The 22,132-nt window shown below is 57.6% G+C and carries 27 protein-coding genes; 1 reads left to right on the top strand and 26 read right to left on the bottom strand.

Annotated elements, in window-relative coordinates; all coding sequences use genetic code 11:
- Window positions 1-15: 15 nt before the first annotated feature.
- The 9 genes from flgK to AB1772_09285 all read right to left on the bottom strand — a co-directional run bounded on the left by flgK (window position 16) and on the right by AB1772_09285 (window position 7,327).
- Window positions 16-1,416: a flagellar hook-associated protein FlgK gene (gene flgK, locus AB1772_09325; protein MEW5796551.1), complete on the bottom strand. Its 1,401-nt coding sequence runs from the start codon at window positions 1,414-1,416 to the stop codon at window positions 16-18.
- Window positions 1,416-1,901, bottom strand: a complete 486-nt coding sequence (locus AB1772_09320) for a flagellar protein FlgN (GenBank protein ID MEW5796550.1) — start codon at window positions 1,899-1,901, stop codon at window positions 1,416-1,418. The genes flgK and AB1772_09320 overlap by 1 nt, the downstream gene beginning before the upstream one ends.
- Before the next feature lie 75 nt (window positions 1,902-1,976).
- Window positions 1,977-2,894, bottom strand: a complete 918-nt coding sequence (locus AB1772_09315; GenBank protein MEW5796549.1) for a transglycosylase SLT domain-containing protein — start codon at window positions 2,892-2,894, stop codon at window positions 1,977-1,979.
- The gene (locus AB1772_09310; protein MEW5796548.1) at window positions 2,894-4,030 is read right to left on the bottom strand and encodes a flagellar basal body P-ring protein FlgI; all 1,137 of its coding nucleotides are present in this window, start codon (window positions 4,028-4,030) and stop codon (window positions 2,894-2,896) included. Before AB1772_09310 ends, AB1772_09315 begins: the two co-directional genes overlap by 1 nt.
- Window positions 4,031-4,038: 8 nt before the next feature.
- Entirely contained in the window at window positions 4,039-4,626 is a 588-nt protein-coding gene (locus tag AB1772_09305; protein MEW5796547.1) for a flagellar basal body L-ring protein FlgH, read from the bottom strand.
- 25 nt (window positions 4,627-4,651) lie between these two features.
- Window positions 4,652-5,344, bottom strand: coding sequence for a flagellar basal body P-ring formation chaperone FlgA (flgA, locus tag AB1772_09300; GenBank protein ID MEW5796546.1), 693 nt, complete (start codon window positions 5,342-5,344; stop codon window positions 4,652-4,654).
- A 2-nt stretch (window positions 5,345-5,346) separates the two neighbouring features.
- Window positions 5,347-6,135, bottom strand: coding sequence for a flagellar basal-body rod protein FlgG (flgG, locus tag AB1772_09295; protein MEW5796545.1), 789 nt, complete (start codon window positions 6,133-6,135; stop codon window positions 5,347-5,349).
- Between the two features lie 31 nt (window positions 6,136-6,166).
- Window positions 6,167-6,898 (bottom strand): flagellar hook-basal body protein, encoded by a 732-nt coding sequence (locus AB1772_09290; GenBank protein ID MEW5796544.1) that lies wholly within the window; start codon window positions 6,896-6,898, stop codon window positions 6,167-6,169.
- 159 nt (window positions 6,899-7,057) lie between these two features.
- Window positions 7,058-7,327: a hypothetical protein gene (locus tag AB1772_09285; protein ID MEW5796543.1), complete on the bottom strand. Its 270-nt coding sequence runs from the start codon at window positions 7,325-7,327 to the stop codon at window positions 7,058-7,060.
- A 296-nt stretch (window positions 7,328-7,623) separates the two neighbouring features.
- Here AB1772_09285 and AB1772_09280 point away from each other — a divergent pair, with 296 nt between their 5' ends.
- A complete protein-coding gene (locus tag AB1772_09280) occupies window positions 7,624-8,922 on the top strand; it encodes a T9SS type A sorting domain-containing protein (GenBank protein MEW5796542.1) in 1,299 nt (432 codons plus the stop codon).
- 258 nt (window positions 8,923-9,180) lie between these two features.
- Here AB1772_09280 and fliJ read toward each other — a convergent pair whose 3' ends face one another.
- From fliJ to AB1772_09195, 17 genes are all read right to left on the bottom strand, one after another.
- On the bottom strand, window positions 9,181-9,633 hold the full coding sequence (gene fliJ / locus AB1772_09275) for a flagellar export protein FliJ (GenBank protein ID MEW5796541.1): 453 nt from the start codon (window positions 9,631-9,633) through the stop codon (window positions 9,181-9,183).
- The gene (locus AB1772_09270) at window positions 9,602-10,930 is read right to left on the bottom strand and encodes a FliI/YscN family ATPase (GenBank protein ID MEW5796540.1); all 1,329 of its coding nucleotides are present in this window, start codon (window positions 10,928-10,930) and stop codon (window positions 9,602-9,604) included. The genes fliJ and AB1772_09270 overlap by 32 nt, the downstream gene beginning before the upstream one ends.
- Before the next feature lie 17 nt (window positions 10,931-10,947).
- On the bottom strand, window positions 10,948-11,649 hold the full coding sequence (locus tag AB1772_09265; protein MEW5796539.1) for a FliH/SctL family protein: 702 nt from the start codon (window positions 11,647-11,649) through the stop codon (window positions 10,948-10,950).
- Window positions 11,642-12,652, bottom strand: a complete 1,011-nt coding sequence (fliG, locus tag AB1772_09260; protein ID MEW5796538.1) for a flagellar motor switch protein FliG — start codon at window positions 12,650-12,652, stop codon at window positions 11,642-11,644. The genes AB1772_09265 and fliG overlap by 8 nt, the downstream gene beginning before the upstream one ends.
- 7 nt (window positions 12,653-12,659) lie before the next feature.
- Window positions 12,660-14,210 carry a flagellar basal-body MS-ring/collar protein FliF gene (gene fliF, locus AB1772_09255; GenBank protein MEW5796537.1) on the bottom strand — a complete coding sequence of 517 codons (1,551 nt, stop codon included), beginning with the start codon at window positions 14,208-14,210 and terminating at the stop codon, window positions 12,660-12,662.
- Window positions 14,211-14,274: 64 nt separating this feature from the next.
- Window positions 14,275-14,595 carry a flagellar hook-basal body complex protein FliE gene (fliE, locus tag AB1772_09250; protein ID MEW5796536.1) on the bottom strand — a complete coding sequence of 107 codons (321 nt, stop codon included), beginning with the start codon at window positions 14,593-14,595 and terminating at the stop codon, window positions 14,275-14,277.
- Between the two features lie 2 nt (window positions 14,596-14,597).
- The gene (locus AB1772_09245; GenBank protein MEW5796535.1) at window positions 14,598-14,924 is read right to left on the bottom strand and encodes a hypothetical protein; all 327 of its coding nucleotides are present in this window, start codon (window positions 14,922-14,924) and stop codon (window positions 14,598-14,600) included.
- Window positions 14,925-14,942: 18 nt separating this feature from the next.
- Window positions 14,943-15,437, bottom strand: coding sequence for a flagellar basal body rod protein FlgC (gene flgC, locus AB1772_09240; protein ID MEW5796534.1), 495 nt, complete (start codon window positions 15,435-15,437; stop codon window positions 14,943-14,945).
- A gap of 10 nt (window positions 15,438-15,447) precedes the next feature.
- Window positions 15,448-15,861, bottom strand: coding sequence for a flagellar basal body rod protein FlgB (gene flgB, locus AB1772_09235; GenBank protein ID MEW5796533.1), 414 nt, complete (start codon window positions 15,859-15,861; stop codon window positions 15,448-15,450).
- 132 nt (window positions 15,862-15,993) lie between these two features.
- Window positions 15,994-16,779, bottom strand: coding sequence for a flagellar motor protein MotB (locus AB1772_09230; GenBank protein ID MEW5796532.1), 786 nt, complete (start codon window positions 16,777-16,779; stop codon window positions 15,994-15,996).
- A gap of 4 nt (window positions 16,780-16,783) precedes the next feature.
- The gene (locus tag AB1772_09225; protein ID MEW5796531.1) at window positions 16,784-17,833 is read right to left on the bottom strand and encodes a flagellar motor protein; all 1,050 of its coding nucleotides are present in this window, start codon (window positions 17,831-17,833) and stop codon (window positions 16,784-16,786) included.
- 80 nt (window positions 17,834-17,913) lie between these two features.
- Entirely contained in the window at window positions 17,914-18,348 is a 435-nt protein-coding gene (locus tag AB1772_09220; GenBank protein ID MEW5796530.1) for a cytochrome c maturation protein CcmE, read from the bottom strand.
- Between the two features lie 102 nt (window positions 18,349-18,450).
- Window positions 18,451-19,113 (bottom strand): heme exporter protein CcmB, encoded by a 663-nt coding sequence (locus AB1772_09215; protein MEW5796529.1) that lies wholly within the window; start codon window positions 19,111-19,113, stop codon window positions 18,451-18,453.
- Complete coding sequence (locus AB1772_09210) at window positions 19,103-19,720, bottom strand: ABC transporter ATP-binding protein (protein MEW5796528.1); 618 nt, start codon at window positions 19,718-19,720, stop codon at window positions 19,103-19,105. Before AB1772_09210 ends, AB1772_09215 begins: the two co-directional genes overlap by 11 nt.
- Window positions 19,721-19,970: 250 nt before the next feature.
- Entirely contained in the window at window positions 19,971-20,717 is a 747-nt protein-coding gene (locus AB1772_09205) for a DUF1573 domain-containing protein (protein MEW5796527.1), read from the bottom strand.
- A 21-nt stretch (window positions 20,718-20,738) separates the two neighbouring features.
- A complete protein-coding gene (gene lepB / locus AB1772_09200; GenBank protein ID MEW5796526.1) occupies window positions 20,739-21,485 on the bottom strand; it encodes a signal peptidase I in 747 nt (248 codons plus the stop codon).
- A gap of 105 nt (window positions 21,486-21,590) precedes the next feature.
- On the bottom strand, window positions 21,591-22,132 hold a 542-nt coding region (locus AB1772_09195), incomplete at its 5' end, for a site-2 protease family protein (protein ID MEW5796525.1).

Here is a 22,132-nt window from a genome sequence, read left to right as displayed (position 1 = left end):
CGGAGAATCAAGTTTCTATCCCACAATACCCATCTTGCTGATCACCGTGTCCAATGCTTCATCCATGACCGTGATCACCCGCGAGGCGGCGTCGAAAGCGTGCTGACTCTTGATGAGATTGGCCATCTCTTCGTCGAGAGAGACACCCTGCACGGATTGACGCTGGTTATCGATCTGGTGGGTGATCAGTTCGAAATTGCCGTTAAACGAGGTCGCCTCGCGCGCCTCGACGCCCAGTCCGCCGACCAGGTTTTGATAAAACTGGTTGATCGTGGAGGTCTGGCCCGACATGACCAGTGATTCGCGCAGATCGGCCAACAGGGCGGCAACCCGGCCGTTGCTGCGATCGTCGGGGTTGGACGAATCCGACGCCGCAATCTTGTTCTTGTCGAGAATGATCTCCGCGTTGAGACGCAGATTTCCGGCATCGGTGAACGCCGGATCAAAGAAATTCACGCCGGTGGAACCGTCGAGACCGTAGCCCGCCGCATGAATGGCGTTGACCTGCTCGACAATCGTCCGCGCCAGGCGGTTAAGTTCATTCAGATATCTCGGAATGACTTCATCGCGAGTTTCAATCAACCCGGCGATCCTGCCGTTGATGTTCTTAAGGCGGTATTTCGAGCCTGCCCACACCATCGTGTGAGTGACTTTCTCGCCGTCGCGCTCCGTTTCGACTCCGATCTTGAACGATGAGTTACCGTCGACCAGCAACATGCTGCCCATGTACACTGTCGCGGTGCCGTCCCGCTGCTCGGCGACATTGACATCGACAACTGCGGCCAGTTCATCGATCAGCCGGTCCCGCATGTCTCTCAAATCGTTCGCCTTGGAGCCGTCTAATTCCGTGCGCTTAATCTGCTGGTTGAGGCGGGCAATTTCGGCGGTGGCTTCGTTCACTTCCGATACGTAGCCTTCGAGATCGCGGTCGGTCGCGCGCTGCTGCTCCTCCAGACTGGTAGCCAGGTTTTTGATGGCGTTCATCAGTTGACGGGCGCTGGCCAGTACACTCGAGCGGTGGCCGCTGTTCTCGGCGTCGGTGGATAACGCCGACCAATCATTCCAAAACTGATCGAGGAGCTCGTTTAGAGACCCGTCCTGCGGCTCAGAGAAAATCCCCTCGATCTGCTGCAGAGCTTTGTCTTTGTAAGACCAGCGGCCGAGATCTTTCTGCGCTTCCCGGAACTGCTGACCGAGGAACAAGTCGCGCACATGGTAGACATCGTCGACAGTCAGCCCGGTGCCGACCGGCCCGTTGACGGTCATCTCAGGGTAGGAGGTCGAAATGCGCACCCGCTGGCGGGTATAGCCCGGAGTATCGACATTGGCGATGTTATGGCCGATGGTCTGCAGGCTGGCCTGGTGGCCAATCAGCGCCCGCTTGCCTAATTCCAATCCCTGGAACAGTCCCGGCATCAGATCCTCCTGTCCACCGCCACCACGGCGCCGTCCTGCGCAGCGGCGCCCGTGCGACCGTAAGTCTTGCCCGGGGCGTGCAGGCGGGAGAGCATTCTCATTGTCCGTGAGATGAATTCGCGCGAACGGTTCAAGAGCATGGCATTGGTGTTGCGGGCGTCGGAGATGCGGTCATTCAGGCTTAGAACCGCCTCGCGCAGGCGAATCAGGCGCTGCGACTGGTCCTCGTCGGCGTATTCCAGCAGCCGCGTGACCGTCACGTCCCCGACTATCGTGTTCGCCTCCTTAATGGCGGCGACTATCTGATCGCGACGGTGATCCAGGGCGCGGCACTCGACCAGTTTCTGCTGCTGCAATTGTGTGATCTGGTTGAGACGCTCGGTGTCATTGGCGACAAGCGCCTCCTTTTGGCAGTCCAGAAGGCGCAGAAACTCCTCGAACAGGAGCGCTTCATCGTTGATGATCTGTATGAGCTGGTTGATCATATCCCATGCACCAGGCGACATCCTATAGGCTTATTGTCGACTTCGGGTGTGGCCGGCTTTAGGCTTATGGCCCAACTATTTGCCCTCGGTCTGTTTGATTGTCTCGGTCACACGCCGCACGTATTCCCGGGTTTCCTTGAAAGGCGGGATTCCGTCGTGCCTCTCCACGTTGGCGGGACCGGCATTGTAGGCCGCCAGAGCCAGTTTGAGGTCGCCGAAACGGTCCAGTAGACGGCGCAAATACCGGCTTCCGGCGCGGATATTCTCGGCCGGGTCGAACGGATCGGCCACTTTCAGATCCTGTGAGGTGGAATCGGCTAGTTGCATGAGTCCCTTGGCGCCGGACGGCGATACGGCGTGCGGATTGCCGCTCGATTCGACTTTGATTACCGACGCAATCAGCACCGAATCAAGCTGCGTCTCACGGGCGGCCTTGTCGATCAAACGGCCGTATTTGGCTATGATCGGATCTCCCTGGACTATGCGGCGGGTCGCCGACGGCGGCAGGGCCCGCTTAGGACGATCCAGCGAAACCATTTCGGGCCTGCGATGAGCCGACGGCAGTGGGATCTCAGGTTTGGGCTTCACCGGGGTGGCGGCTGCCGGCGGCTTAAGTGGTTTGAGCGTGGGAACGTTCGGTTTTTGCTCAAACTGCGCGTCGATCATTTTCTCCATCGAGCGGTAGAGCAGTTCAGATATGGAGTTGTGTCCGCCGAAGGTCGCCTTGCGGGCGATTTCCATGTCAAAGATCTCGGTGAAGGCGTCTTTGCCCATGCCGCCCGACAGCGCAGTTTCGCCTGACAGTGAATTCTCCGGTATTGTCTGGCGCATGGTCTTGAGCATCTGGTAGATGAAGAACGATTCGAACTCTTTGGTGGCTTTGCGAAGACGCGCCTTTTCCGATTCGATAGTCCCGTTGGCCGGGGGTCGAAGTTTTTCGACACCTGCGCCGACGCTCCCCTTTTGGGCAATTATCTTTATCGGTGAGGCCATCAGAGAACCACAAGTTCAGCCCTCAGCGCGCCAACTTGCTTTAGCGCCTGGAAGATAGCTATGATATCGCGAGGTGTGGCGCCGATTTTGTTCAGGGCGCCGGCCACGTCCGAGAGGGTTACCGATTCTTCAAGGTTTACCACGCGAGCGTTTTCCTGTTCGACAGCTATCGAAGGTTGTGTGGTCACCACGGTTTCGCCCCCGGAAAACGGCTCCGGCTGTGATATTATGGGACGCGACTGAATGTTAACCGTGATCGTACCGTGGGCGACCGCCACCGGTTCAATTGTGACGTGCTGTCCGGCTACTATCGTGCCGGTCTTTTCATTGATGACCACTCTCGCAACGTTGTCCGGAACTATTTGCAGGTGGCCGATATCGGACATGAATTTGGAACGGAGGGTCGGATACATGATGCTGTCCGGCACCACCACTTTTATGGAGCCGCCGTCCTGCGGATATGCGACATTGCCGTATTTGATGTTGATTCGCTCGGCCACTCGATGCGCGGTGGTAAAGTCGGGATTGGTCAGGGACAGGTAGAATTCGCGATCTGAGCCGGGCTGCGGCGTCAGTGGTTCGGTGATCTTGCCGCCGCCGGGAACGCGCCCGACCAGCGTATAGTTGTTGACGATTTTGTTGCCTTCGTCCACCTGCACGTTGAAACCGCCAATCGACACCGGCCCCTGCGCGGTGGCTCTTACGATGCCATTGGGATCGGCAAGCTGGGTCATCAAGAGCGTGCCCCCCTGGAGCGAGCTGGCATCGCCTATTGACGATACGGTGATATCGAAATACGATCCCGCCGTATACTGACTCGAGATTTTGCCGGTCACAATGACTGCGGCGATATTCTTGACCTTGAGTTTGTCCACGTCGACAGTCAGGCCCATCCGCTGCATCATGTTGGCCAGCGAGCGGGCTGTAAACTGCGATCCGGTGCCGTCGCCGGTACCGTCGAGACCGATCACCAACCCATACCCCAGCAGCTCTACTTCCTGCTGATCCTGGAAGGCACAGATGTCCTTGATGCGTACTTTCTCGGCGTAAACGAAATCATTTAGCCAGAAGACAAGTGTGATAACGATTGCCAACCCGGCCGGGCGACAAAGCAATGAAGTAACCGCATTGGACATGGCGCCTCCTAGAAGATCCAGTTGATCAGACGGGTGAAGAAACCGGGGCGGGAGCCGGTGCTGGCGTTACCCTTGCCGGTGTAGGAGATTTCGGCATCGGCGATCAGGTGCGATTCGACCGTATTATCCGGCGTGATGTCCTTGTTTCTGACCACGCCGGAGACGTAAATCGATTCCTCATCGCCATTGATTCCGATGACGCGGTGTCCTTCGACTATCAGGTCGCCGTTGTTCTTGACTCCGACTACCGTAACTGTAATACGCGCCCGAATATTACCGGCCCGGATATTCTCGCCCTTGCCGTCGAACTTGTTGCTGTTATCCGCCTTGGCGCCGAACATCGGGATAAAATCCAGCGAGCCGATGCCGGGCCCTCCGGACGTGTTGATCTTGGTGCTTTTCTCGGTCTTGGTCTCGACCTGGTTGGAGGCGCGGTTTTGCTCGACAATCAGCACGGTCAGCACATCACCCACTTTGTGCGCCTTGATGTCGGAGTACAATGATTGTCCCTTGCCGAAATCCTGACCGCGGACTTTCAACGAAAACGGCAGCAATAAGAGGGCTGCCAGCAGAATGAGCAGGCGTTTGAAGTTCATTTAGAAATCCTCGATTCCAATTCGCTCATGGATTTACCTGGACGGTCTTGCCCGAGGCCACGGTGGCCATGATGACCTTCCCCGAGGCCCGGTTTTTTACTCGCACCCTATCACCAATCAGCCCCGATTCGAGCGCCTCTCCCGGCGCAGTAATGCTGCCCCACTCATCCGAATAGACTATGGTCACTTCGCCGCCGATTTCGACTGTCGGAATCGGTTCAATCGCCGCAGCGGTGAGGATACTCCCCACCCGAAGATTGCGTTTCGCCCGTTGTCCCGGAAGTTCGTCCAGCGAAATCACCGGCTGCTCCCGCAGGTTGGTGATGTCGAATCGCTTTAGCTCGACGTTTGATTCAGTCAGAAGATCGTGCCGCTGGATTTTGTCGGTGCATACCAGCACGTCGGCGAATTTGCTGATGCGCAGGCGCACCTGGCCGCGTTCGATCAAAGCGCTGTCACGTTTTATTTCCACGATCAGCGTGAACGGCCCGATCGGGGCCGACTGAGTGAGCGGCCGCAGGTTTAGATCGGACGTGTTTACGAGCCGGGTCTTCAGTTGATTGGCGACTACCTCGACTGTGTACTGGGCGGTATCGAGCTGGTAGCGATCGCGCACCAGTTGCACGACCGCCTGACCAGTTTCTGCCGGCATGACCTCCTGACACAGGACTACCAGCAGCCCGAGTACGATCTTAAGCCATCCGTGGCGTGAGAGCATGACTATCTCTTCAGGTTATTGGCGATCTGCGACATATCATCGGCAGTCTGAATCGCCTTGGAGTTCATCTCATAGGCCCGCTGGGCGACAATCATGTTGACCATCTCGTCGACCACCTGCACGTTGGACATCTCCAGGTATCCCTGGTTAGTGCGGCCCAGCCCGTTCTGGCCAGGGGTATCGGTGATCGGATCCCCTGAGGCGCTGGTCTGTATCAGCACGTTGCGGCCTATCGCGGCGAGACCTGCCGGATTGACAAAGCGGGCCAGCTCGAACTGGCCGATCTGCGACGGCTCATCCTGCCCGAACTGCTGCACCTCGATAATGCCGTCCTGCCCTACCGAGATAGATGTGGCGTCTTCGGGTATGGTGACTTCCGGCAAAACGAAGTATCCGTCCGAGGTAACCAACTGACCCTCGGCGGACATCTTGAAGGCGCCGTCGCGGGTGTACCCAGTGGAACCATCGGGCAGACGGATCTGGAAGAAACCGTCACCCTCGATAGCGACGTCCAGCGGATTGGAGGTCATCGACAGATCGCCGGTGGAGAATTCACGGACGGTGGCCGCAGGGCGTGTGCCGTAGCCGATCGCCAGGCCGACGGGAACGGCGGAACCAATCGCCGAGGCTACGCCCGGCCGCCGGTAGTTCTGGTACAACACGTCCTGAAACTCGAGCTTGCTCCGCTTGAAGCCGGTCGTGTTGACGTTGGCCAGGTTGTTGGCGATGTTGTCAACATTCATCTGCTGACTGCTCATGCCGCTGGCGGCGGTTCTCATCGCTTTTATCATATCAGCACTCCTGTGTGAGTATTCCGATCAGTTATCCCTTGCCGGCCACCTTGTTCATCAGGTGGTCGAGCGTGGTATCCTGTGTCTGGAGAGCGCGGGCGTTAGCCTCGTATTCGCGGTAGGCGACAATCATGTCGACCATCTCCCCGACTATGTCAACGTTGGATGTTTCCAAATAGCCCTGGCGGACGGTCGCCCAGAGCGACGGCAGCAGTTGCTCGCCCTCCGGAACGGCGAAAAGCGACCCGCCGATGCGCTGCAACCGGTCGAGATCGGCCAGGGTTTTGGGCACTATTCGGCCGACAGAGACACCATCGGATTGGACATCGCCGTTCTGTGAGACTGAAAGGGTGCCGTTCCCCACCTGAAGCGGGCCACCCTCGCCGACCAAACGGAAGCCACCCGGGAAAGCGAGAAAGCCCTCGTTGTCCACTACGAATGAGCCGGAACGTGTGAGGACTGTCGCGCCCTCGGGCGTTTGCAACGTGAAGAAACCGTCGCCATCGATCGCCAAATCGAGAGGGTTATCGGTCTTGTCGAACACCCCCGGGGTGTGATCGACCCGGATATAGCTGGCGACTGATTTCTCCCAATCCGACTTCCTGGGGCGAACTTTGCCCTCGGCGCGCGCCAGTTCCTTGACAAACATCACGTTCTTCTTGAATCCGGTGGTGCCGGCGTTGGCAATGTTGTGCGCGATAGCATCCTGCCTCTCCATGCGCGGCAGCATGCCGTTGGCTGAACGGTAAATGCCCTTAATCATAGTTTTCTCCGTCCCCCACATTGCACCGGCCGTGCCGAACAAACGACGCGCGCGGGAAGCCGATGACCGATATGGAGTTGGGATCAATGATTCAGACTGTGTTGACGAGTTAGTCGGCGCTTTTCGAGAAGTTGTTTCTTGAGTGGACGGAAGATTTTTCTATGTCGTCGTCGAACCCTTGGGCGACTCCACGTGGGTCCTCGGACGAGAAACCACTCGCCGCCCAAGAAGGTCATGCTTGGTTTTCGTTCGCACGATCAGCTTATCGACTGCGGCGTGAAAGCTGGCCTCGTTACATGGTTCGCCGTTGGATTTCATGTAGAGCGGGCAGTCGGTCTTGTAACCGTAGCACTGCTGCGCCTCGCCCAGATAGCAGTCGCGAACATAGGCACAGCGCACCGGGTTCTTAATAACGAGACTCTTCCTCATTCCGTAATGATCGGCTGGGTTGCCCAGCTTCTGAAGGTGCGCAAAGGTTGAACAGCATACACCCGGATCCGCCGGCGCGACGTTAGGAATCCGATTGCGCAATCCACCCCCGGCCCCATCTTGGGCTGTCTTCTCCTCCCGCCGAGTGCCCCCTGTTCTGCCCATGTACACGGCGTCGCCCCAATCGGTTAGGGCGTTATACTTATCGTGACAGAAGCGGCGAAACAGATTATCTTCCGGCTGTGGCCCGGCGCACGGTATTTGCTGGAAAGCGCCTTTAGTCGGCAGACAAACGTATGAGACTTTTTGGATCGCTTTTGATATCGGCGGCGCTGGCTTGCCCGGGCGTGGTACTTGCGCAGGCGGGCGTCGATCCCGGTATCCCCGACACGGTTCGCGTTGACTCGGTGACCGCATTTGTGACGGGCATCGGCATAGTGCCGGTCCGGTTCACCAATGACGAGAACCTCACAACGATCGAAGTAACGCTCAGGCACACTTCGAGCGAGATAACGATAGACTCCTTCTCTTTCGTGGGTGGCCGGCTTGATTCGGCCTTCTTTACCAAAGAAGCGCTTATCAACACCGATTCCAATATCGTCACCATTCTGGGGCTGGCATTCGGTACTCCAATTTCGCCGGGGCAGGGCCTGCTGGGAAAGATATATCTCTCCTATTCGCAGACAATCCTGCCTCAGAGCGTAGAGATAGACAGCACGCTCTGGCAGGTCGGCCCGATTCAGCACTCCACCAGCATGCGAGCCGCGGGCACGGCGCAGAGTTTCAAGCCGCAATTTATCCCCGGTTTCTTGACCCTGGTCGAAAGCCCGGCTAGTTTTGATTCCGTGTGGGTGGCCGACGTACAGGTGGTGCAAGGAAATCCGGTGGCGCTCGATGTGTTCGCGTTCAACGAACGCAACTTAGCCCAGATCGCGCTGGCTCTCGACTATGGGAGCACTGATCTCACGCTTGATTCGGTCACATTCACCGGCACGCGCAGCGAAACTGCGCCGACAAAAACAGTCCAACCGCAAACCGGTCAGCACAAAGTGTACACGGTTATCGAATTCGCCAATGATTTGCCGCTGCCGCCCGGGTCGGGCGTAGTGGCGCGCCTGCGCTTCACGGCTGCAGCCAACACGCCGGTCGGTGTCATTGTCGTCGACTCGACCACTGTAGGCATCATCAGCAACACCCGTTTTTTGCTAACCCCTGCCGACGGCAGTATCTCGTTTGTGCCGCTATTTAGTCCGGGCAGTATCACAGTAACTGCGGCTACTGACGTCGATATTATCACTGATGACGGCAGCCTGCCTGAAACTTACAGCCTGTCTCAGAACTACCCCAACCCGTTTAATCCGTCGACGACCATTGAATTGAGCCTGCCGCGCGCCGGACGCGCTTCGATCGAAGTGTTCAACGTGCTCGGCCAATCGGTACGCACGCTGATCGACGGGGACCTTCCGGTGGGGACACATCGGGTGGTTTTTGACGGCCGTTCCGACCAGGGCGCGATGCTTGCCAGCGGGGCTTACTTCTATCGCCTGACCGCAGGGGAGTTTGTCGAGACCCGGAAGATGATGCTGGTGAAGTAAGCGTCAGGGCCCTTATTCCAAAGCAATGGGACCGTTGAAAAAGCCCATCGTAGTGTCATTGCGAGTGGAGATGCGCCGCGTCCAAGCGGTCCCATCGTAGCGCGGCAATCTCAACATGCTATGTAGGTGCAGATCGAGATCGCCACGGCTGCGCCCGCCCTGCAAGAGCCGGGCGGGGTGAGCCTCGCGATGACGTATCCGAGGGTTATTCAACACTCCCCAAGCCCTGGGACACCAGGCACCACCGACCAGCAAATGTCAGCTCTTATGGCGACGGAAGGCTGTGACCGCGACCTCATCAAGCTGCTTCTGCTCTTGCTTCTCCAGCTCCCGTCGGTGGCGTAATTGCTGCTTATCTTTCAGCAGTTCGTACATCTTGCGGTCACGAGCAGCCTCGACCAGTTTCTGGCGCTTTCGCTCGGCTTCTGTTTCCAGCCCGTGAAGCAGATTGGTACCCGCCATGCGTTGCCGTTTCAGTTTCACGAGATACCGTGAACAGACCAGCGCCTCGGCCACGGATATCCGCCCGCTCAGGCGTCGTCTTTGATAGTCGAGCGTGTCCACTCGCTCGTGGTCTATTCCCAGCAGCAGGTCTTTCTGCCTAACAACCTCGTGTACCGCCGCAGCGTGGTCCTTTTGGCGCTCCTTTTCCCGATGCTGCCTGATTTTCAGTAGCGGCTCAAGCCGAAACTTGAATCTTTTGGCTGCCACTGTTTACCCCACTAAGTACTTCTTTGAGCCTGGCGACGACCTGGGTATGGTCACACTGTTCGTAGATTCCCTGGCGAAACAGTTCCCGAAGCGGTCCGATTTTCTCAATGGCCCGGTCGATACGCGCGTTCGATCCCCTCACATAAGCGCCGATATTGATCAGGTCCTCGGCTTCGGCGTAGATCGACATGATTTCCCGCACCTCGCCGGCCAGCCGGATTTCTTCATCGGTTGATACTTCCTTCATCAGTCGGGATATCGAATCGAGACAATCCACCGCGGGATACAGATTCAAAGATGCCAATCGCCGCGACAGGGCTACGTGGCCGTCGAGAATCGAGCGGACCGCGTCCGAGATCGGTTCATTGAAATCGTCCGCTTCGACCAGTACCGCGTACAGGCCGGTGATGGAACCGTGAGAGTCGCAACCGGCCCGCTCGAGCAAACTGGGCAGCAACGAAAAGACTGATGGCGTATATCCCTTCGTAGCCGGCGGCTCGCCCACCGCGAGACCTATTTCGCGCTGGGCGATGGCCACGCGGGTGATCGAGTCCATCAGCAGCAAGACGTCTTTACCTTGTTCTCGGAAATACTCGGCAATCGCCGTGGCCACCATCGCACCTTTAATTCTGATAAGCGCCGGCTGGTCGGAACTGACTGCCACAACAACGGAGCGCTTGAGACCCGCCTCGCCGAGGTCGCGCTCAATGAACTCATTCACTTCGCGTCCGCGCTCGCCCACGAGAGCGATTACGTTCACATCGGCCGAGGAATTGCGCGCGATCATACCCAGCATTACCGATTTTCCCACTCCGGAGCCGGCGAATATGCCCATCCGCTGCCCCTTGCCGACAGCGGCCATGATGTCGATCACTTTGATGCCGGTGCGAATCGGTTGAGTGATGCGGCGACGGCGCAGCACGGGGATCGGGTTCGAGGATACGGATCTTGTGATTCCGGTCGCGATCTGCCCGCGGCCATCCAGGGGCTGGCCCAGCCCGCCCAGGATTCGCCCAATCAGCCCGGGACCTACCGGAATGCGTAGTTGATCCGATGTCGACGTGACTATCGCACCAGGATTAATTCCGGTGATCGGGCCATAGGGCATCAGCAGCAGGCGGTCATCGCGAAAGCCGACCACCTCGGCCATGACGCTGGTTCCGTCGTGATTTTCTATCTGACAGAGCCGACCGATAGAAATGGCCGGGCCGGCGGACTCGATGACTAAGCCGACGACCTGCGTTACTTTGCCGAACTGTTTGATCGTGCTGGCACGTTCGATCCGGTCGGCATACATTTCGTACGGGACATGGCTCACGCGCCCTCCGCGCTGCCGCACAGGATGTTTTCGATCACGTCGAACTGCGACGTCAGCCGCGCGTCGATATCGCCCGTCGGAGTCTCGATAAAGCAGCCTCCCACGCGAACCCTGGGATCAGCCTCGAAACGGAGGTCCTTGATCGACGTGGAACCTGAGAGAAACCGGTTCATCGACTGCTCCATCAGGGGCAGGTGGTCGGGGTGCACCTTGATACACAGGCGCGAGCGGTCAACCAGTTGATTGATCACTCCCTCGATCATGGCCAGGGTTGCCTCCTGGTCGATCTGGAGCCCGTCGAACGTCACCTTCCGGCTGATCTTGACCACCAGCTCGAGAATCTTCTGGCGCGCCTCGTCGAGCAGTTCGGCGCGTCGGCCAACCGCGTCTTCGATTGCTTTTTCGAATTGGCGCAGCACCTTGCGGGCTTCCTCAAGTCCCTTTTCCAAGCCGGCCTGGTGGCCGGATTCATACCCCTGGCGGCGCGCCTGTTCGCAGTCGGCGCGGAGTTTTTCCTCCAGTTTGCGGACCTCCGTAATCGGTATCAGCTTGGCGCCCTCGGGGGTAGTTACCAGTGACACCTGGGGGAACAACTGCCCCAGGCGCTGCTCAGCTTTTGCCTCGGCGAGTGCATCGTGCTGCTTTTCACCGATGAAAACGGCCGGAGCCTCGAGCGCGTATCGTATGAGTCTAGACAATGATATCCTCTTTGCCGCCGCGGCCGGAGATGATGATCTGGCCCTCTTCCTCGAGACGGCGCACCGCCTCAACAATACGCCCCTGGGCCGCCTCGACATCGGATAACCTGGTCGGCCCCATGAATTCCATCTCTTCCTTGATCATGATGGACACACGCTCGGAGACGTTGGCGAAAATCTTGTTCTTGACCTCTTCGCTTGCCGCCTTGAGCGCGGTAGACAGATCTTTGGTTTCCACTTCCTTGAGGAGCCGCTGAATCGAGCGATCGTCGAGCAATACCAGGTCGTCGAAGACGAACATCATGTTTTTGACCTCGGCGGCCAGATCGGAGTCCTCAGCCTCCAACGATTGAAGGATGTTCTTCTCCGCGGTCGTGTCTATGAGATTGAGGATTTCGGCAATCGCCTTGGCCCCACCGGATACCGACAGATCGCGGGCTGAATCGCCGCCGAAATGGTGTTCGAGCGTGCCCTCGACTTCTTTCAATGTCTCTGGCGAAATTTTCTCCATCGTCGCAATACGGAGGGCGACTTCGGATTGCAGCTCCGGCGCCAGCTCCGAAAGAACCGCCGCCGCCTGCTGGGGATTCAGTTGTGTCAGTACCAATGCTGTGGTCTGGGGATGTTCGTTTTGGAAAAAGCCGCTGAGCTGTTTGGGATCGATATCTTTCAACAGCGAGAATCCTTTGGTGACGAAAGTGGATTCGAGACGCTTCATGATTTCCCGGGCTCTTGCCGCGCCCACTGCCTTTTCGAGAATCTCCGACGCGAAGTCAACACCGCCCTGCGAGATGTACTGCCGGGCCATGAAGATGTTGTAGCATTCTTCGACAACCTTGTTTTCGATCTCGGCCGGCACGTCGCGAAGGTTGGCGATTTCGATGGTAATCGCTTCGAGATCGCCCTCGGACATGCCCTTCAGCACATGAGCGGACACCTCAGGGCCGAACGCAACCAGGGCGACAGCCGCCTTCTGAATCGGGGTCATGGATTCGTAGTTCATGCGTCACCTACTCGGCCATGATGGTTCTGATTACACGAGCCATCTCTTCCGGTTTCTCCTGGGCAGTCTTCTGCATCTGGTCGACCAGGGTGGGGCGGCGTTTGTCCGGAATTATCGGAGGCGCCTCCTCATGTTCCTGCATCACCGGACCCAGAGGTTTCGGCGCAACGTGCCGGGCCGGCGTGAGATTCGCCAGCGCCCCAAAGAGCTTGCTCGATTTGCGCTTGAGGTAGAGAAGCGCGAGAATGGCCAGCGCCACCAAAAGGACTTTCTTGCCGATATCCACGTAGAATTCCCGCATGTACATCGCGTCAAGAGCGTCCCTGTCGGCTATCAGGTTATTACGGTCAAACGGCATGTTGACAATTTCAAGCTGGTCGCTTCTTTCGCCGTCGAAACCGATAGCCGTGCGCACAATGGATGCGAGCTGATCAAGCTCTTCCTGCGGACGCGGCTGATAGACCGATTCCATCACACCCTCGGCGTTTTCGACCTCGGTGTACCTGCCATCGACCATGACCGCCACTGAGAGACGCTGGATTCCGCCGACAGCATCGATCATGTGCTCAACGGTCTTATTGATTTCGTAGTTGGTAACGGTAGTTTCTGTGTTCTCCTCAGCCAGGGATTCGCTTGTCTCGGCGGCTTTGTCGCTGTTGCTGTTGTTCGACTTGGTGCGTTCCTCGCTGCGTATCGTCGCAGAGTTGGGGTCATAAATCTCCGACGTTCGCTCCAACTGCTGAAAATCCAGCTCGGCGGTAACCCTGACCGCGGACTTTCCGTCGCCCAGAACGCCGTCGAGCAGAGACTGTGCTTTGTCTTCAAGATATTGCTCGACGTTCTTGCGCACTTCCATCTGTGAACCGGAGAGGCCCGCGACGGGGTCGTCGGGTTGACCCGATGACAGCAAATTCCCGTCATAGTCCAAAACTGCGATATTCGACGGTTTCAGACCCTCTACCGAGGCCGCCACGAGATGGGTGATGCCGCTGATTTGCCGCTTGGTGAGCGTGGCGTTACCAGCCAGTTTCAACACCACCGACGCGGTTGCTTCTTTCTTGTCCTCGCGGAACAGACGCTCCTTGGGCATCACTATATGCACCCGGGCGGCCTGGACCTCGCTTAGCTCGGTAATCGTACGGGTCAGCTCACCCTCGAGCGCTCGGCGGAAGTTCAGGTTCTGGAGGAAATCGGTCATGCCGAGGTTGTTTTGATCGAAAAGCGAGTAGCCGATATTCCCGGACTTGGGAATCCCTTCCGAGGCAAGCGAAATCCTCGTCTTGTAGACCTCGCCTGACGGAACCTCGATTGATCGGCCGTTGTCAGCCAGGCGATATGGTATCTGTTTGTCGTTGAGATAGTTGATGATCTCGCCGGCCTCAGCCTCGTCGATATCGGAGTATAGCCGCGAGTAGGAGGCTTCGTTGACCCATCCCACCACCACGACAATCCCGATAATCGTGCCGGCCACGATGCCCAGGAGCATCATGACCTGGCTGGCTGTCATACGACCGACAGTCTGCGCGACATTCTTAAATGTGTCTTTCAGGAACTCCATAAGATTTCCTATATCTTCATGTCACCGGCCATCCATGGCCGATAAGCGAAGTCATTGCCGATGATTACAGCGGCATTTTCATAATCTCGTTGTAGCCGTCGACCAGGCGATTACGAATCTCCAGAAGCAGGTCCATCGAAATCCCAGCCTCCTCGGCCTTGATCATCATCTGGTGCAGTTCCACCTCTTCCCCGGCCAGAAAAGCCCGCTGAATCTCCGCGGACTCGTTCTGCAACTGGTTCACCGACTCGAGCAGATCGCCTACCATGTCCGAGAACTTCGGCTGGTCGGGCCCACCGCTGTTTTTGACGACGACAGCCTCGGCTCCGGCGCGTTCGACCAGGGCCGGAACCAGACGTTGGGCGGGAGAGATCACGTTGCCCATCGTCACACCTTCACATCAACAATGCGGCCCAGCCCGGCCGCGTCGGCGGTCTCGGCGTCCGCAGCATACGCGGCGCCAAACCGGCCGGTGTCGCCGAATCGGGCGAACAGCAGATCGAGTGCCTGCCGTTCTTCCGCCGAGAGAAACTTCGCGTAACTGCCCGACGGCGCCTTGATCGCGAGGGTCGATTTGGTTATCGCAGATTGCGGCTCTATCACCACCGGGCGGTCGAGCGCCTCCCCTGCACGGGCACTATCGGTCTTAAGCGACTGGCGCTCCTGCCGGTTGAGGTTCTGGTAAGCTTGAATACCTAACGGATTGACCTTCATCTTCTCTCTCCACCTTTCCTATATGTCAAGAGCATCATTGGCCATCTTCTTGGCGGCGGCTATCACGCTGGTATTGGCCTCATAGGCTCGCGACGCCGTCATCATATCAACCATCTCGTGCACAATGTCGACATCCGGCATCTTTACGAATCCTTCCTCGTCGGCCTTGGGATGGGTCGGGTTGTATACCAAACGGAAGTCGGACTCCGGATCGAAAATCTCTTTGTGTTCGACACTGGCAACGTCGACCGCGCCGATTTCCAGTCTGATCTTGGTTGGCCGGTGGTCCGGGTGCGTCCGGGTAAGCTGCGTGGCCGCGCGAGACAACTCGCGCGAGAACGGCACGGACGCCTTGTCCGACTTGATAATCACCCGTTGGCGCTTGTACGGGCCCCCCTCGGGGGTCTCGACCGTCTCGACATTGGCCATGTTTTGCGCCACCACGTTCATCTTAGCGCGCTGAGCCGAAAGACCCTGCGCTGAAATCTCGATCGCGTTTATCAATCCACCCATCGGTCACTCCTCACTTGCTGACAATCGCCCGCCTGAGAGCCTCAAACTTCTTCTGCAACAGGCGCGCCGCGACAGTGAACTCCAGTTCATTCTGCGCCATCTTGGGCACTTCGCGGTCGATGTCCACGCTGTTCAGGTCGGTATCCTCCACCTTGGTGCGCTCGACCTTCGGCATCCGCTCCGGGTGCCGTCCCAACGGAATGTGGGCGGTATCAGTGAGCACACCCACGAGGTGTTTGCTCTGACCGGATGATTTGGCCAGTTCCTCGTCGAATTCAATATCCTGGTTCCGGTAACCTGGCGTAGACACGTTGGCTACGTTACTGGAAATCAGCTTATGCCGCAGGCTGCTCAGATCCAGAAATCGCCGGTAACGCGGCACACCGGACGCACTGAAGAGAAAACTGGCGAGTTTGCTTTCCATACCAATAGCCAACGTACAATTTGTCAGGGCCTGAATAAGCAAGGCCGATGCCAGAAAAGGTTCCAGGCGTGTGATCGCACTGTCGCACAGGGAGTTAGCGGGAAGGCGGTGAGAGCTAGACCAATTGTCAGCTCAGGGATTGGAGGAAAGGGCTTCCGTTTCTTCTGGAAGATTTTGCTGCTCCGCGGTTTGGTAATACAACTGTGACGATGGTTCTGTAAGAGTCATGTCCATGGTCAGGATGACGATATCGACACGACGATTCGTTGCCCGGTTCTCTATACTATTGTTGGCGACTACCGGGCGGTACTCCCCGTAGCCGAGCGCGGAGATCCGATCCGGTGGAATGGTGCGGTTCTCCGTGTAGTAGCGAACGACTGTCGTGGCGCGCGCCGAGGACAGCTCCCAGTTCGACGGGTACACCAGGGTGCGGATCGGCGTGTCATCGGTGTGCCCTTCAACACGCACGTGGTTGGGTCGGTCACGAAGTTCTTCGGCAATCAAATTGAGCACTTCCATCGCACGGGGCTTGAGCTCGGCGGAGCCTTTGTCAAAGAGCGCGGATTCAAGAATGTGCACCACCAGGCCGCGCTCCGTAATCTCGGTCTGCAAGACTTCCTGCTTGCCCAACTGCTTGAACTTCTCCTCGATTTTCTCTTGAACCATGCGAAGGTTGCCGAGATTGAGGACGCCGTGGCCGTTCTTCTGCGGTTCCTCGGTGAAGCGCAACACCGATGGTCCCCCTTTTAGGATCGTATTGAGGGCATCGGATACCTGCCCGAACTTCTTGTTGTCGATCCGGGACATGGAGTACATGACCACAAAAAACGCCAGCAGGAGCGTAATCAGGTCCGCGTAGGTGAGCAGCCAGCGCTCCAGGTTTTCCTTGTCGTCGGCTCGTTTACGTCGCCGCAGCATGACCTCAGACCCCGCGAGAACGGTTTGACGGAGAGACAAATGAATTCAGACGGATGCGGATATTGTGCGGGTTCTCGCCGGATTGGATCGCCACCACGCCTTCGAGTATGAGTTCGAGATAAGCCACTTCCTCATCGTTTTTCATTCGCAGCTTATCCGACACCGGCAGAAAGAACAGGTTCGCCAGACCGACACCCCAGAGCGTGGCGATAAACGCGGCCGCGATCGCACCGGCCATTTTCGAGGCGTCTGACGTATTGCCCAATGCATGAACCAAGCCGAGAACCGTGCCGAGGATGCCGAGTGTCGGCGAAAAGCCGCCCGCCTTTTGGAAGAAGATAATGCCGCGCTTGTGGCGCTCTTCGATATAGGCAATTTCGGTTTCGAGAATGTCACGCAGTACTGTCACCTCGGTGCCGTCAATCAGTAATTGGACAGCTTTACGGAAGAACGGATGACGGATGTTTTTCAAATCCGCTTCGAGTCCGAGAATCCCCTCACGGCGGGCCTTTTCCGCCAAGTGGACGAGGTGGTCAATGATATGGCTAAACGAATGCCGGCGATGTGAAAACGCCAGCCAGAGATAGCTGGGGACCCGGGTGACTGTCGAGACCGACGTAGTAACGATGGTTGCGCCGAGCGTGCCGCCGATCACGATCAGCATGGGCGCCAGGCCGAAAATCGATTCGAGCTTCCCTCCCTCGAGAGAAAACGCGCCGACAATTGCGCCGAGCGAAAGCACGAGACCAATTATGGTGGCAAAATCCATCGCTATCCGGACCGTCCGTATCTGATAGTACAACCGCAGAATACCCGCCTGCGGCGGGTACCTGCACTCTCCGCTTATCGGCAGTCCGGTGTTTAGTTTTAGCACAGGAATTGAGCGGGCACACGTGCATACGATGGCCCACCCGTCAAACTGAGATCGGCAGGCCTCCGGGCCCGCCGCCTGGTGGTCCGCCCGCTTGCGGGCTACGTGGGTGGTCCGCCACAGGTGGATTTCATGGGCGGCAGACGCCCTCGTCTGCCCCTTGGACTTGTCGACTGTTATCATGGAGCGGGCAGACCGGGAGGTCTGCCGCGCACGAGTGAAGCGAGTCTGGAGATCGAAACCGGCGAGAAGACGATTGCTTTTCAGGTTCCGGCCGGTTCGTCCTGGTGCTTGCGCATATCCTGATACTCGCCCCCCTCGCCCTGGTATTTCGACGGGCATTTGACGAGCATCTGCTCAGCCACAAACATGCCGGTCGAATCGGGCTTGCCCTTGAGCACTACTGATGTCGCCTGGTCAAAATTCCCCGGTACGACACCGTAATAAACGACATTCAATCTCTCCGCCCCGACCGCCCGTTCCGCCTCGGGATCGTAGATCGCGAATTCAAGCCGCTGCCGGTCAACATCGTAGCTGACCACATCAAAGTCGATCTTCCCCATCACCTGAACCGTGCGCGAAGTCTTGGCGGCGGTTTCGAACTCGACATACTGCACAGTCGTCTGCATGAACGACATGGCTCCCCAAACGATGAACACGAGAATTATCGCGCTTCCGATTATATACTTAGCTTTCATCCGTCAAATGCCTCCGTCAAAGTCCGACTTCATATTCGGACTCATATTCCAACCGGAGAGCGTGGGGGTTCGTTCCCCGGATGTGTCGCCGCCGACCCGCGGTCATTCCTTCCAAACGAAGCGAAAGAGCATCAGCGACGCCGTTACCATCACTACAATATACGCAATCAGCCCTTGCAATGGCGCCAGAATTCGGCCGACTCCGCCACCCATCAATATGGTGTCCGACGCGATCACGAGCAGCATTAGTGGGAGCAGCAAAATCGGAAAACTGAGTACCGCGAACAAGGCGCCCTTGACGGCCGCCTTGGAAATGATCGCTGCAACCAGCGTGGTCGCTGCACAGAGCGCCAGAACTCCCAGAAACACAACTAGCAGGAAAGGGAGGATATTCTCGGTTGGGGCATCCGTGAATATGAAGAAAAGGGGCGTGATAATACCGGCCATGAGTGAGAGCAGCCCCAGGTTGAAAAACAGCTTGCCGAGATAGACCGCGTTGGGTTCAGCGGAGAGGCGCAAGATCAGCGCGGTGCCGGCCTCCTCCTCGCGCACGAATACCTGGGCCAGAGCCGCCATAGCCGAGAAGAAGACCACGATCCAGAACAGCGCCGCCAACAGCTTCGCCGGCAAGCCGCTCTGACCAAGTGAAAATGAGACCACGGCAAGGGTGGTGACCCCGAACATCAAAATCGTGTTCATGGCGTACTTGGTCCGCCACTCCAAGCGCAGATCCTTGGCGAAAACCGCGAAAGCCTTACTGGCCAAGCCGGATGGTTCCATCAACCAGCGCGTACTCCTCTTCTTCGTTGGTGGCGATCACGACAACTGAGTTTTTCCTCCGCTCCCCGATAATGCCGCGCACGACCTGCTTGCCGTCGGCGTCGAGATTCGAACTGGGCTCGTCCAAAAACAAATAGGCCGGATCCTTGAGCAGTGCCGCGGCGTATTTGAGCCGCTGCTTCATGCCGGAAGAGTAAGTTCCGACACGATCCACTCCGCGCCCTTCAAGGCCGACCCTTGCCAGCAGTTCGTCTATCCGCTTACCCGTCAGGTTGATGCCGGCAAGCGTAGCCAGGAAAACCAGATTTTCTTCGCCGGTGAGTTGATCGTATAGATTGAGGTATGGAGCAACCAGCGCCGTACGAAAGCGTATGGCTCGATCGTCCATAGCGGCGCCACCCTCGACATAGCCCACCTGGCCCCGGGTCGGGTGGTACAGCCCCAGTAAGAGCATCAGGAGAGTCGACTTACCGGTGCCGTTGCGGCCGGTTATCGCCAGCGATTGGCCGGTGGTCAGCTCAAACGACAGGCCGGAGAAGACCTTGCGGGAACCGAACTGCTTGCCCAGATTGTCGGCTTTGAGGCGAAACATGGGCGACAATTACGGGAATGGGTCGGGCGATGCCAACCAAAAAAGGGACTCTGGCGCGTCGTTGTAAGAAGGCTCCTGAAAAGTCGCGGCAGGTCCTTGTCCCGGCCCGACCTGCCTCGGCGGGCGGGACGGGACTGAGACCTGCCGCCGGTTTTGATGTGCGTGGGGGACGTACCCGTCCACCACGATGTTGTATCCGGCGTCAAGACTCACTCCGGGCCAGGCGCAACAGATCTCATGTACCGGGCTGTTATTGTTGGGCGGGATTCTCGGGACGGTAGTGACGAACCACGGGCAGCGTATAATTGTAGCCTTCTTTGCCCTCGAATCGAAAGGTAACTGATTCCTGAAAGTCCTTGTCTACTTTCGAGTCAATAACCCGCAGCTTTCCTTCGACTGTCTGACCGGCCTTTAGCATGTCCGGAACTCTCACCTCAAAGCTCTTGCGGGCGGAATCGACCACGAGAATCCGAAAGTCCTCGGAGCTTTTATTCTCAAAGCTGAAGTGGCCAATTCGCCGGGTCTTCCCGCCGTACTGGGAGACGTCGACCACATCCGGCGTTACCCCAACCGGATCGGCGTCTTCAAGTGACAGCACAACTTCGGCGGCGATACTCAGCTTGATCACGTCCGTGAAGGCATTGGTTACTACCGACGGTTTCTTGAGCGTGCGGCCCAATTCACGGCCGGTCGAAAACGTAATTGTCAGTTTCAGCGAATCGCCTGGGTCGATGGTCGAATCGGTGAGAGGGATGTCGGCGCAGCCGCAGCCTGACCAGAGCGTAAGTATCTTGAGGGGTTCGTCGCCGATTGACTTGATGAAGAAGTCAGTGGAAACGACTTTGTTCTGGGGGACTTTGCCGAAATCGGTGGTCGGGTTGATGATCTCCAATTGCGGCCCCGCCAGAACTGTTGCGGCGGCCGCCAGGACGGTCACAACCACCAGCAACAGGCCGAACGAACGATCAGCGCGTTTGACCCCACTTCCCTCAGCCATGAGCCCTATCTCGATTCGTAATCATGAGATCAAATTGAACAGGCGGTCCCAGCGCACTTTCTGGACAAAGTGTACGACGTTGTACGCAAATAAGCGCGGTACGGACAGGGGATCGTCAACCGTCACCTGAGGCGACGGGTACTCGGACTCGTTCCAGGACCAGTGAACCATGATGGCTTCGCCGAGAATCAGGTCTTTGGGCACAGCTTGCCAGTAGCGCGAGTCATAGGAATTGTCGCGATTGTCGCCCATCATGAAGTAGCAGTTGGGCGGGACAATATACGGGCCGAAGAAGTCCCTGCTATCCTGCCCGCCGGCGCGTCGACGGTGCACATTTTGCTGGCCGGTTCGGGTGGTGTCGACATACTTGGCATAAGCCGAGTCCGGGAACCGGTCACCGTTGACAAACAATGCCTTGTTCTTGACCAACACCGTATCGCCGGGGACAGCCACGCAGCGCTTGATATACTTGGTGATGCCGTCGCCCGGGAACAAAAAGATCACCACGTCGCCGCGTTCCGGTTCGCTTATTGCTGGAAGGCGCCAGTCGACCAGGGGAAGGCGCGCCCCGTAAACGAATTTATTGGCCAGCAGGAAGTCGCCTATCAGGAGAGTGTCTTCCATCGACGCGGTCGGGATCTTATAGGCCTCGACCACGGATGTTTTGATGAACAGGGCAAGTATTACGGCCAGGCCGATCTGCTTGACGTTTTCCCAAAGCACGTTGGCGGCGGTATTTCGGGCGGGCGTTCTCTTATCGGTTGTCATGGTAGCTCAATGTCAAGTTCGTCCTATTGTTGATTGTACGCTTCAGGCAATAACTGGTTTCGCCGGCGGGAGTCAACCAGAAACGCTCCGTGAGCCGGTCGGCGGCTACAGCCTGCCCAGCAAGCGCATAATATCGTTGTAGGTGACGAATATGGTCAGCGAAATCACAGCGATCAAGCCAAAGTACTGCACGGCGATACGCGCCTTCATGGATAGCGGCACGCCGCGTACTTTTTCGATCAAAAGAAACAGAAGCTGGCCGCCATCAAGGACCGGTATAATGGGCTGGATGTTGAGCACCGCCAGGTTGACCGATAACAGAGCCATGAAAAATATCAGGCGTGACGGCCCTCGCCGCGCTTCCTTTCCGGACTGCTGAGCAATAAAAAGCGGCCCGCCGATCATCTTGGTCGACACTTCGCCGAGGAAGAGCTGCTTGATGAACCGGAGCGTTTCCCAGACGATCACGTGGGTCGTGCTGAATCCGTTGGCGACTGCTTCAAAGAGGCCGTACTTCTGCCAGCCCATCACTTTTTCGCTGATGCCGATCTCGCCGACCGTGTCAATCTTGCCCTGGGCGTTCATGATCTCGCTCTTGCGCGTGATTATAGTCGTCGTCAGCGTATCGGTTTGCCTGATCAATGTCA

It is taken from the genome of Candidatus Zixiibacteriota bacterium (assembly GCA_040752815.1).
Lineage (GTDB): Bacteria > Zixibacteria > MSB-5A5 > GN15 > FEB-12 > JAGGTI01.
Note: the sequence above shows the minus strand (reverse complement) of the source record. Positions and strands in the feature narration are given on the sequence as shown.